The sequence below is a fragment of the Aliifodinibius sp. S!AR15-10 genome (genome assembly GCF_031569985.1).
Lineage (GTDB): Bacteria > Bacteroidota > Rhodothermia > Balneolales > Balneolaceae > JAMQKA01.
On sequence record NZ_JAMQKA010000082.1, the window covers coordinates 1 to 12,514 of the forward strand.

Genomic DNA, 12,514 nt, shown 5'->3' on the forward strand with positions numbered 1-12,514 from the left:
AGGAGACGTTTTCCACACTTGCCGATATCGGCTATGAAGGGTGGCTGACCATTGAGGCATTTACCCGGGATGATCCCGACTTTGCCAATTCCATTAATGTGTGGCGAGAATACAACGAGCCCTGGGATGTGGCTGAAGAAGGCTTTGCATTTATTAATAAGATGTGTGAAAAATTTGGGTTATAATTAAATTCAGAAATTAATAGCCTGGTGATATTACCAGTAAAATTAGAATCTAGAAAAACAATTTCTTATGAAGGCATCTATATTTCTAACTACAATAATTGCATTACTGCTGAGCTATTCTCCCCTCTCATTCGATGGGATAATCAGCGAAACGGAATCGGAAACTGTGAACAAAGAAAAGACTATGAATGAAGAGCTGCTACGTCACGTAGTTATGATCAAGTTTAAAGAAAATACTACCGAACAGGAGATCACCAAAGTAGAGGAGGCCTTTTCTGCACTGCCGGACAAGATCGATGCGATTTCGGACTACGAGTGGGGCACAAATAACAGCCCCGAGGGCCTTAACAAGGGATTTACCCACTGTTTCCTGGTGACATTTGAGAGTGAAGAAGACCGTGCCACCTACTTGCCCCATCCCGACCACAAAGCGTTTGTTAGTGTGTTGGAGCCCCATTTGGAAGATGTGATGGTGCTTGACTATTGGGCAAGTGAAGACTAAAAAAAACAAGTGTTTCGCCCCGGCGCGGGAAATATTGCCCGCGCTATGGGATGGAGCAAACAGAGCTGTGTTCCCTCGTCAGGAGTTTGTTAGGGAAGTTATTCCTCAACTATTAACGTTCCTTTCATGCCTGCCGCAAAGTGTCCCGGGAATGAGCATATATAGGTATAGTCACCGGTTTCCTCGGGAACTGTAAAAGTAATTTCAACAGTCTCCCCACCACCAGCCAACGGGGTATGGGCAATTATTTGATCGGTAAGTTTTGAGGGAATAAAGTCATTGTCTCTTGCTGTTGCCGCCGCCCTTGAAAAAGCGTTGATATCAGTATCTTTTTTAAGAACAACTACATTGTGGGCCATTGCAACCTTGGGCAATTTGCTAACCGTTGTTAATACAATTTTTATTTCTTCTCCTGGTGCAGCCGTAATTTCGGTAACATCAAACTTCATTTGGTCACTGCCTTCTATTTGGATGGTACGCACATCTGAGTCCTGGGCATTAGCAATAAAGAACGACAGAAAAAGTAAGAGGGAAAGGCATACTGTTTTTTTAAGTAAGTACATCTTATATCATCTCAAATTTGGTTAAAAATAGTCGATCAAGATAGTATATCTGAGGTAGTTTCTAAAAAAATGTTGTTTCTGCAGGGGTTAAAAAAATAGTAATAGTTATCAGTAGATTTTAAGTATGACCTTCTCTATCGTAATTGTAGCCAAGTATTAGTGATAAATCAGAAGACGGGATATGTTCGTATTCCGTATATGCAACTTAAAAGGATGGGTAAAATGAGTAGATTTAAAACAAAAATGGGATTTGGGTATATCATTTTGGTATTAATAATACCACTGATGTTAATTGCCTATGATGTTTCTGAAACGGGGATTTCAAAAGTTGCAAGTGGGAATGAGAATGCCGAATTCACAAAAGAGGATTCGGTAACCGAAAATATACAGGTCCTGCCCGGTTTTGAAGTTCAAATGCTATATGAGGTACCCCGTGAAGATCAAGGCTCGTGGGTTTCGCTGGCTGTTGGACCCGAAGGCAATTTGATTGCTTCGGATCAGGAAGACAAGGGACTTTTTAAAATTAGTGTCGGCGGAACATTGGATAAACCGGAAGTGAATGTCAAAGAGATGATTATGCCGGCTCTGGGAGCACAGGGGCTTTTGTGGTCTTTTGATCACCTATACGCAAACTTAAACGGGGAGGGGCTCTTCAGGCTGCGTGATTCCAATGGTAATAATCAATTAAATATCATGGAATATTTGGGTGGTCCTGCAGAACGCGGAGAGCACGGGAACCATTCAGTTATACCTACGGAAGATGGCAACGGACTTTACGTTGTGAATGGCAACCATACTCCGTCCCCCGAGTTAACAGGCAGCCGCCTGGCCAATTGGGAAGAAGATATACTGCTTCCCCGTAACTGGGATGCCCGTGGGCACGCCCGTGGAATATTTGCCCCCGGAGGATATATCACGAGGATCAATCCGGAAGGCACCACCTGGGAAATGATAAGTATGGGGTACCGCAACACCTACGATATTGCAGTTAATCCACACGGTGACCTTTTTGCCTACGATTCCGATATGGAGTGGGATATGGGGATGCCCTGGTACCGGCCGACCCGCCTGCTGCACGCTGTCAGTGGCAGTGATTATGGCTGGAGAAGTGGGAGTGGGAAGTGGAAGGAATATTACGAGGACAGTTTGCCGCCGCTGGTAAACATCGGTCCGGGTTCGCCGACCGGTCTTTTGTTTGGAACCGGGGCTGAGTTTCCCGCTCGCTACCAGAGAGCCCTTTTTGGCTTGGACTGGACATTCGGTACCATGTATGCTTTCCATTTAACTCCCAAGGGATCCAGTTATACCGCTGAGGTCGAAGAGTTTCTTTCCGGGAGCCCGTTGCCGCTGACCGATGCCGTCGTTGGTGAGGATGGCGCAATGTATTTTACAACAGGTGGCCGCAACCAGCAGTCGTACCTTTTTCGGGTAATTTATACCGGGAATGAGTCTACTTCTCCAGCTGAAGCAATAGACAACCCGGAGGCGAAGAAGGCCCGCGAAATACGACACAAGCTGGAAGCAATTCACGGCCAGGAAGATCCCAATGCAGTGGAAACGGCGTGGCCATACCTGAGTAATGAAGACCGGTACATACGGCACGCAGCACGTGTAGCGATTGAAGCCCAGCCCGTTGAGTATTGGGCACAAAAAGCGTTTTCGGAGATGAATCCACAAGCGCGGATTACCGCAATGGTAGCATTGGCTCGCACGGGGACGAAGAGTCACCGCGATAAAGCGATCAACGCCCTATTGGAACTAAATGCCCACGCCCTGGATGCCCAGGAGCAACTTGGGCACTTGCGGGCGATGTCTCTCATCTTTATGAGGCTCGGGGATCCCGGCGATGAACTGAGAACTCGAATTACCAACAGGTTACAGGAACTGCTGCCGAATGATGATGCAAGAGTGAATACGGAACTGATTCGCGTCCTGGTGTATCTAAAGGATTCGAGGGTCATCGGGAAAGCATTGACACTGCTGCAAAAAGATACCAAACCTTCTCCACCAGACTGGAGTGAAAACTTGCTCAAACGGAATGAGCGTTACGGGGGAACGATCAGTGAGATGATCAATAATCCTCCACCAACCCACAAGCTCGAATATGCATTCATGCTTCGTAATTTGAGCGAAGGATGGACAATTGAGCAGCGCCGGGAGTATTTTACTTTCATAAACGAAGCCGCTGATGGTATGGGCGGGGCAAGCTATACCGGCTTTCTTGAACGAATGAGAGACGAAGCACTTGCCAACGCTACTGAAGAAGAGGTCGAAGCCGTATCGGATTTAACCGGAGTGAGCCTGGCCCAAGAGCCGGATTTTGAAATCAATCCACCGGAGGGGCCGGGTCGTCAATGGACGGTTGATGGAGCCATGGACGTGATGTATGATGACGAGGAAGGCGGAGATAGAGAAACAGGAGAAGAACTGAACTTTGATCGAGGGCGAAGCCTTTTCCATGCCATCGGCTGCGCAGCCTGCCATAGATTGGGAGGATACGGCGGAAACATCGGTCCCGACCTGAATAGCGTGGCCAGGAGGTTTGGTGTAGAAGGAGTTATCGAAAAAATTATTGATCCCAATATCCTGATCTCGGACCAGTACAGTAGTTCAGAAGTAACGCTGAAAAATGGGGATACAGTGACAGGCCTGGTTGTAGAGCGCGGTGGCGAGCTCAAAGTGTATACCAGGGATCCGGATGAGCCGCCAACGGTTGTGAATCGCGACCAGGTTGTTTCTATCGAACCAGTTGATATTTCCCAGATGCCTCCGGGCTTAATCAATACCCTTAACCCCGATGAGCTGCGGGACTTAATGGCCTATATAGAATCGGGGGGAAATCCGGAAGATGAGGTTTATGTAGGAGAAGAGGAAGAGTCAGAGTCAGACGAAAATGAAGAAGAAACTTCAGAATAATATTAGAATAGCTGACTAAAGGTTCCGCCCCCCGGATAGTTGATTTCTACCGTTAGGGGTATATCCCCGGAAGAATATTAAACACTATTTTAAAATTAGGTACTTATGTTCACAGAAAAAGCAGGCTATTTATTAAAAGGGCCACGGTCTTATCTCATATTAATTCTTATGATGGGACTGGTCATTGGCTGCGAAGAAAAGGATAAGGCATCTCACAATACATCAAACCAAACGAAAGCTGAAAAAACTTCCCAGTTTGAGACTATTTTTAATGGGGAGAATCTTGATGGCTGGGATGGAGATCCCCGCCTCTGGAGTGTAGAAAACGGGGTTATTGTGGGAGAAACTTCCCAGGAAAATAATATAGAGGAAAATACTTTTCTCATATGGGAAGAGGGGAAACCAGCTAATTTTGAGGTTCGGTTTGAGTATCGATTTGTGGAAGCAGGTGGAGAGCTATCTGGTAATTCCGGCCTGCAGTTCCGTTCTGAGCGGTTTACGACCGATGACAAGCCCAATCTGAAGTACAGGGTCCGCGGAAACCAGGTCGATTTTGCAGTGAGTGACTGGATTCCGGGTCTGCACTATGAGGAGAAAAAGCGTGGGATACTCGCGCGCCGGGGACAGCGCGTGGTTTTTGATAGTGAAGGCGAAAAGCAGGAGGAGCGTTTTGCTGAGGAAGCCGAGCTGGGCAAATATATCGTGCATGACGAGTGGAACCGGTACCATGTCTATGCCAACGGTGACACCATGCGTGCCAAAATCAACGACCACCTGATGCATGAGGTGATTGATCACTCATCTATTCCTCTTGACCAGGGAATTTTGGCTTTTCAATTGCATGTAGGTCCCCCTATGCGGGTGGAGTTGCGAAATGTTGAACTCAAGGTGCTCAATTAGGAGTGCCGGTACTTTTTTATGGCTACTGTATAGACTTACTACTTATCAAAGCGAATGGATGAACAAACCTATAATTCATAAAAAGTAGTAGAATCACATCTTTGGTTCCTCTTTAGGTATAGATAGAACGAAAGGTGATCTGGTCAATTTTGTTTCTGGATTTTAGAAATAAGGTTTTCTAATTAACTAAGTACAGAATTGGTCCCAAATCTTTTAAATAAAACAGAATCTGTTTGGGAGCCGGGTGTATTACAAAGAAAGAATGGCAATGACTATCCGACAGAAACGAATTATTGTCTTATGTCTGTTTGCAGTGTCATTATTGTTCTGTGTTTCAATTGGGCAGGCTCAGATTATCAAGCAGGAAATCCCCGATCGGCTAGTAGTGCTCACATTCGATGATGCGGTAAGTACGCGTGCCGAGGTTGTAGCTCCTTTGCTGGATAAATATAATTTTGGAGGAACCTTCTTTGTCTGCGAGTTCCCGCCCGATTTTGACGACAAGGAAAAATATATGACATGGGAGCAGATAGCCATCCTCAATGAGATGGGATTCGAAATCGGAAATCACACCACTTCTCATACGCATGTTGACCAGATGCGGGAGAGTGAATTGGTAAAAGAGCTGATCTACATTGAGAAGAAGGGGGCGCAAATGGAGATACCCAAACCGACTACTTTTGCTTATCCTGCTTATGCAACTGCGCCCTATGCTCTTGATGTTTTAGAGAAGAAAAAATATACCTTTGCCCGTGTAGGTGGCGGCCGCGCCTACGATCCCCAAAAAGATCATCCATATTTAATTCCAAGTTTCAGTACTACCGGAACAGATACCGCTCGGGTGATCGATGCTTTTCAGCAGGCCCGGGATGGGAAAATAGTAGTGATGACCATTCACGGCGTACCGGATTACGCCCACGACTGGGTTACTACGCCGCCGGGACTTTTTAAATATTACCTGGAGTACCTGGATCAACACGATTATGCCGTGATTGCCCTGGAGGACCTGGCAGAGTATGTCAATCCAAAAGAGGCTCGGCGCTTGATAAAACCGAATTTTTAAGAATAACTATTATTCATGATGTTAGATCGTTCAAGCATTATCAGCAAAACGATATACGCCTCGGTTTTAATAATGCTTTTTACAGGATTTTGGGGTGAATCTGTTCATGGTCAGTCTGAAAATGAGGTAACCTTGCAGTGGCTGGCTGACCATCCACCGCAGCACGAAACCGGGGTGAGCTGGGGCGTGCCATGGCCGCGTGGAGAGGTTGAGCAAAATGTATCCTTCCAGATGTCTACTGAATTAGGAGAAAATCTGCCGGTGCAAAGCTGGCCGATGGCGTACTGGCCGGACGGTTCGGTGAAATGGATGGGACTGGCTACAGTGGCAGATTCAACGGTGAAAGGGCCCTTGACCCTGACTTCGACTGAGAAAGTGGCAGGGTACAATAATCAGGTTCGCGTTCAAAAACAGAATGGAGAGATATTGGTAGATACCGGGCCCTTGAAAGCTTATATCTCAATGCAGGGTTCAGGTGTTATCGACTCGTTGATTGCGGATGATCGGTTAGTAGCACAGAATGGTCATCTGGTCGCTATTTCTCAGGAAGGTCCTGGAAATGATGTTATAAAACCACCGGCCCGTGAAAAATATGTAAGCCAGGTTGAATCCGTAACTATGGAGCAGGATGGTCCGGTGCGAGCAGTAATTCGTCTGGATGGCAGACACCAATCGGTAAATGCCACCAAGGCATGGCTTCCTTTCACTGTACGCCTTTATTTTTATGCCGGCAAGAAACCGGTCCGTATGGTTCATTCTTTTGTATATGACGGCGACCAGGAACACGATTTCATAAAAGGACTGGCCATAGAGTTCGACGTACCGTTGCGGGAAGAGGTCCATAACCGGCATGTCCGTTTCACCGGCAAAGATGAAGGGCTGTGGGCTGAGCCGGTTAAGCCCCTGGAGAGCAGGCGACGGATTTCATACGAAGGTGAGGATGTCTATCCGGATCAGGAAAAAGGTCGGCGTGTCCCGAACCTGGAGGAGTTCGATCCGCAAATGCAGTCACTTATAACTGACCTGGCGGATTGGAATGATTATAAACTGGTGCAAAGCAGTCCCGATGGCTTTACGATTAAGAAACGAACCGGTCCAGAGGGAGCCTGGATTTCAGCCGGGGCGGGAACGCGTGCCTCAGGGCTTGCCTATGTGGGTGATGTGAGTGGCGGACTGGGAGTGGGAGCCAAAAACTTTTGGCAGACCTACCCCTCCACACTAGAGATTAACAATGCAACCAAGGATGTAGCCCAACTTAAAGTATGGCTCTGGTCGCCCGAAGGGGAGGCGATGGACATGCGCCATTACGATACCGAAGCCCACGGCTTGCAGGCCAGCTACGAAGATGTGCAACCCGGCTTCAGTATCGCCCACGGCGTGGCACGGACCCATGAATTGACCCTGTTCCCACAAAGTAGCGTGGCATCCCACAAAGAATTTGTGGACCAGGCGCGAATCAGCCAGGAGCCGCCCCTGTTGACCGCATCGCCCGAATACCTGCATTCTGTTGATGTCTTTGGCCCTTGGAGTCTGCCCGACCGTTCCACTCCCGGCAAGCGCTGGATTGAAGATAAGCTGAACCAGGCGATATCTTTTTACAAGCGCGAGATTGAACAACGACGCTGGTACGGCTTTTGGGATTACGGCGACATTATGCACAGCTATGATGGCGTGAGGCACAAATGGCGATACGATGTTGGCGGTTTTGCCTGGGCAAATTCAGAGTTGGTCCCCGATATGTGGCTCTGGTACAGCTACCTGCGGACCGGGCGTGAGGATATTTTTCGAATGGCGGAGGCGATGACGCGTCACACCGGGGAAGTGGATGTCTACCACCTGGGCAAGTTCGAAGATCTGGGCTCGCGTCACAACGTCATTCACTGGGGCGATGGGGCAAAAGAAGCGCGAATAAGCCAGGCAGTACTGCGCAGATTTTATTACTATTTGACTACAGATGAACGCACGGGTGACCTGATGCATGCGGTTACAGATACGGAAGATGCAATCGCCCGTATCGACCCGATGCGAATTGCAATGCCAACTGACGAATATACCAGTAAGGCCCCGGCGCGAGCACGATTTGGTCCCGACTGGCTGGCCATGGCAGGCAACTGGATGACTGAATGGGAGCGAACAGGAGATACCAAGTACAGAGATAAGATTGTCAACGGGATGGAAAGTTTGGCATCGATGAGAAATGGGCTGTTTTCCGGCCCCGGGGTGCTGGGTTTTAATCCCGAAACAGGCCGATTGGTAAATGATACCGGCAATACAAACGATGAACACACTTCCCACCTGGCCATGATAATGGGTGGAGCGGAAGTGATCTTTGAGATGCTGGATTTGATTGATCATGAGGGGTTTGAGGATGCCTTTTTGGAGTATTCGCGACTGTACAGCATGCCAGAGGATGCCCCGGAAAGGACTGATGCAAACAGGCAACTGGGAGATGGCAACTTTAAATCGTGGCACGCCCGGTTGACGGCCTATGCGGCAAAAGAGTTGGACAGTGAGATTTTGGAAGAACGAGCCTGGAATCACCTGTTGGGATCTCCCGATGGTGGCTGGCAGCGACCAAACAGTCGATTTGAAACCCAGCTCGTGGATGGTCCCGAGACGCTCCGCCCGATGCTCGTAAGTCCCTGGACTTCGACGAACAGTACCGCCCAATGGTGCCTGAATGCTATCGAGGTGCTGGAACTGATTGGCGATACCATACCCGAAGATCATCCTCTTTGGAGCGAATAATAATCACATTCATTCTTTCTTTATTTATTAATTACAACACGCTGAGTGGTTATGAAAAGCCTCTCAGTCATCCTGAACTTGATTCAGGATCTAGTAAAGATGATATTCGTTGATAATGATCCAAAATAGAATCAACGCATGTACCCTTGCGAGATCCTGCATCGGGGTGCAGGATGACTGAAAGGTTCTATTGTTAATTATTGTTTCCTAACCAAACCGCTAAACGCATTAACTATGTACTAACATAACGCTTCAGTTAATCTATGAACTCTGCGTTAGCTGAGGGATATGGATCTCCCGGTAATTACGCAGATTGAAGGTAGGTATAGGGAATCTAACCGGTAACACGATACAATATCAAAAACCTAACACTATGAGCAGTTATAACAGGTTCAGCATAATTATTGGATCAATTTTTTTAGCCATTCTGATGACATCCGGATGTAGCAGCCCGGAACCACAATGGCCCGAGATAACCCAGGAAAACAAGCCCTGGACCCGCTGGTGGTGGCAGGGAAGCGCTGTGGATAAACAGAATTTGACCAGATCCCTGGAAGAATACCATGATGCAGGACTGGGAGGCGTCGAGATCACCCCGATTTATGGTGTCGCAGGTTACGAGGACCAATTTCTGGATTATCTTTCCCCACGCTGGATGGAGATGCTGGATCATACGCTCAGTGAGGGACAGCGCCTGGATATCGGGATCGATATGGCAACCGGAACGGGGTGGCCGTTTGGTGGTCCCTGGATCCACGGGGAGCACGCTTCCAAGCGATTGTACTACAAAACATATGAACTTTCAGGAGGAGAGACGCTGGATGAGACCATCAACCTGACACAGGAACCGTACGTACGTGCCGTTGGGAATCATGTCTATGAGCTGCACGGATTTTTGAAAGCAGAGGGAGAAGAGCCACAGGGGACGGTGGACGATCCGCTTGAAAAAGAGGGAAGTGAGCCCTTAACGATTGAGGATGTTGAACAACCAATTTCTGCCAATGAGAATCTGCAGAGATTGGCATTGGAACAGGTTCGGTTTGAGGAAGATTTGCCACTTCAGGCACTCATGGCTTATTCCGATGATGGCCAGGTATTTGATTTAACAGATCAAGTGCAAGCGAATGGAAGCCTGGACTGGACAGCTCCCGACGGTGAATGGAGCCTATACGCAGTTTTTACAGGATGGCACGGAAAGATGGTGGAGCGTGCGGCGCCCGGCGGCGAAGGGCTTGTAATCGATCATTTTTCAGAACCAGCACTGGATCACTACCTGGCAACCTTTGACAGCGCATTTGCAGGTGATGACCTGAGCAACCTTCGGTCATTCTTTAATGATTCATATGAGGTAGACGATGCCGAAGGCCAGGCCAACTGGACCCCTGCTGTTTTTGAAGAGTTTGAAAAGCGGCGCGGCTACGATCTCCGGGATCATCTACCGGCCCTGTTGAATGAGGATTCGGAAGAGCACCCCCGGGTACTCACAGATTACCGGGAGACGATATCTGATCTCCTCCTCGAGAAGTTTACCCAGAAGTGGGACGAGTGGGCGGAAGATAATGGAGCCCTTATTCGCAACCAGGCCCATGGATCTCCGGCCAATATTCTTGATCTGTATGCGGCCAGTGACATCCCCGAGACCGAAGGCACCGATATTCTGAGGGCCAAAATGGCTTCTTCTGCTGCAAACGTAACGGGAAAGCAGCTAACATCAGCTGAGTCAGCGACCTGGCTCAATGAACACTTCTTGTCGAACCTGGCAAATGTCAAGACAGCAATCGACCGCTACTTTGTCAGCGGGGTGAACCATATTTTTTATCACGGCACCGCCTATTCTCCTGAAGGAGATGAATGGCCTGGGTGGCTGTTCTATGCCGCCGTTCATTTCAATGAGCGAAATCCGCTGTGGGACCATTTCGGAACCTTTAACCACTATGTGGCCCGTGTTCAATCATTCCTGCAATCAGGTACCCCGGATAACGATCTGCTGCTATACTTCCCGATTCACGACCAGTGGGCTGAGTCGGGCAGCGAAATGCTGCGCCATTTTGACGGCGGACTGGATGCCGGCTTTGACGGTAGTGGCTTCAAGCAGGGAGCGGAACAGATGGTAGAGGAGGGCTATGGATTCGATTTTATTTCGGATAAACAAGTGTTGGAAGTGCAACAGGATGGAAGCGAGTTGCAAACCGGTGAGACTTCATACCAAACGATCGTGGTTCCACAGAGTCGTTATATTCCTGTTGCCACCTTTGAAAAGCTGATTGACTTGGCCAGAAATGGAGCTACGATCCTCGCTTACCAGGGATTACCCGAAGGAGTACCGGGGTTGGGGAATCTCGAGGAGAGACAATCTCAATTCAAAAGTCTTGTTGATGAATTAGCCTTTAGTGAAGTCTCAGGCCAAAATATCCAGGAAGCGACTGTTGGAGAAGGACGCATCCTGCGGGGAGAAAATCTTAATGGGCTCTTAACTTATTCTGGAATCGAGCGGGAGGCTATGGTTGATCAGGGCCTCCAGTTTAACCGTCGCAAGCATGAGTCCGGGCATACCTATTTCATAACGAACTGGGCAGATGAAAAAGTCGATGGCTGGGTTCCGTTGGCTCGTGATGTTGAATCAGCCACGATATTTGATCCGATGCAGGACGAATTGGGCTATGCCAGGGTTAGAACTTCCCAGGATGGTGGGTCAGAAATCTATCTGCAAGCCGATCCCGGTGAATCGTTCATCTTGGAAACAAATGCTTCAGAAAGCCGCGAAGCGACCTATCGTTATGTTGAGCCAACAGGTGATGAAGTGCCGGTAAATGGCACCTGGACCCTTGAATTTACCGAGGGCGGTCCCGAACTGCCTGGCGAAATTGAGACCGATACACTCGGCTCATGGACCGGCTTTCCTGGAGATGAAGTTAAACGTTTTTCCGGGAAAGGGGAGTACTCGATTACGTTTGACAGGCCCCAATCTGATGCGGAGGGCTGGCTGCTCGACTTGGGTGAAGTCCACGAAAGCGCCACAGTGAGCATCAATGGGGAGGAGGTTGCAAAGCTCATTGGCCCGACCTTCCAGGTTTATGTTGACAATGCCCTGCTGGAGGATACAAACACCCTGGAAGTAGAGATTGCCAACCTGATGGCGAATCGAATCTCCTGGATGGAAAAGCAGGAGGTGAACTGGAAGAAGTTCTACAACGTGAATTTCCCGGCACGACTGGGCGAAAACAGAAACGAGCGCGGACTCTTCGATGCTTCTGACTGGGAACCGTTGCCGTCAGGTTTGGTTGGTCCGGTTAAAATGGTTCCGGTCAACAGGATGCAGTAACCTTGGTTGCTGGGAATTTAAATGACATTAACAAGGTACAATAACGGGTTGAGGGTTTGAAAAAGGCTTCCATGTCATCCCGTCCCGAGTTTTCGGGATCAGGGATCTGGTATAATAGCAAACGAGTTCACCTGTTTTTTGGGCGAGTATGGCATGTGGTGTTGTACTAGCCCTAAAGTCCCCCTTCGAATGTCCAGACCGGGGACATCCTTTACAGGTGTTCGGAGACATCCTTTACACTTTGCAGGGCGCTTATATTTTGTATGATGACCTCCAAAAAGGAGGCTGTTTTGCCCTGGGAAAACCAGCAAACAA

At 48.5% G+C, this 12,514-nt stretch carries 7 protein-coding genes and 1 pseudogene; 7 read left to right on the forward strand and 1 reads right to left on the reverse strand.

The features are described 5' to 3' along the window. A pseudogene (locus NC796_RS25900) lies at positions 1 to 185 on the forward strand (sugar phosphate isomerase/epimerase); the annotation flags it as partial. Positions 186 to 252: 67 nt separating this feature from the next. Continuing rightward, complete coding sequence (locus NC796_RS25905) at positions 253 to 687, forward strand: Dabb family protein (protein WP_310688736.1); 435 nt, start codon at positions 253 to 255, stop codon at positions 685 to 687. A gap of 98 nt (positions 688 to 785) precedes the next feature. On the opposite strand, the gene NC796_RS25910 is transcribed toward NC796_RS25905, so the two are convergent. Beyond that, positions 786 to 1,250: a plastocyanin/azurin family copper-binding protein gene (locus tag NC796_RS25910; RefSeq protein WP_310688737.1), complete on the reverse strand. Its 465-nt coding sequence runs from the start codon at positions 1,248 to 1,250 to the stop codon at positions 786 to 788. A gap of 222 nt (positions 1,251 to 1,472) precedes the next feature. Here NC796_RS25910 and NC796_RS25915 point away from each other — a divergent pair, with 222 nt between their 5' ends. From NC796_RS25915 to NC796_RS25935, 5 genes are all read left to right on the forward strand, one after another. Continuing rightward, positions 1,473 to 4,166, forward strand: a complete 2,694-nt coding sequence (locus tag NC796_RS25915; RefSeq protein ID WP_310688738.1) for a c-type cytochrome — start codon at positions 1,473 to 1,475, stop codon at positions 4,164 to 4,166. A 105-nt stretch (positions 4,167 to 4,271) separates the two neighbouring features. Continuing rightward, positions 4,272 to 5,066: a DUF1080 domain-containing protein gene (locus NC796_RS25920; RefSeq protein WP_310688740.1), complete on the forward strand. Its 795-nt coding sequence runs from the start codon at positions 4,272 to 4,274 to the stop codon at positions 5,064 to 5,066. Between the two features lie 268 nt (positions 5,067 to 5,334). Next, positions 5,335 to 6,129, forward strand: coding sequence for a polysaccharide deacetylase family protein (locus tag NC796_RS25925; RefSeq protein ID WP_310688742.1), 795 nt, complete (start codon positions 5,335 to 5,337; stop codon positions 6,127 to 6,129). 15 nt (positions 6,130 to 6,144) lie between these two features. Continuing rightward, positions 6,145 to 8,877 carry a hypothetical protein gene (locus NC796_RS25930; RefSeq protein WP_310688744.1) on the forward strand — a complete coding sequence of 911 codons (2,733 nt, stop codon included), beginning with the start codon at positions 6,145 to 6,147 and terminating at the stop codon, positions 8,875 to 8,877. 373 nt (positions 8,878 to 9,250) lie between these two features. Beyond that, a complete protein-coding gene (locus tag NC796_RS25935; protein WP_310688746.1) occupies positions 9,251 to 12,199 on the forward strand; it encodes a glycosyl hydrolase in 2,949 nt (982 codons plus the stop codon). Positions 12,200 to 12,514: the final 315 nt, after the last annotated feature.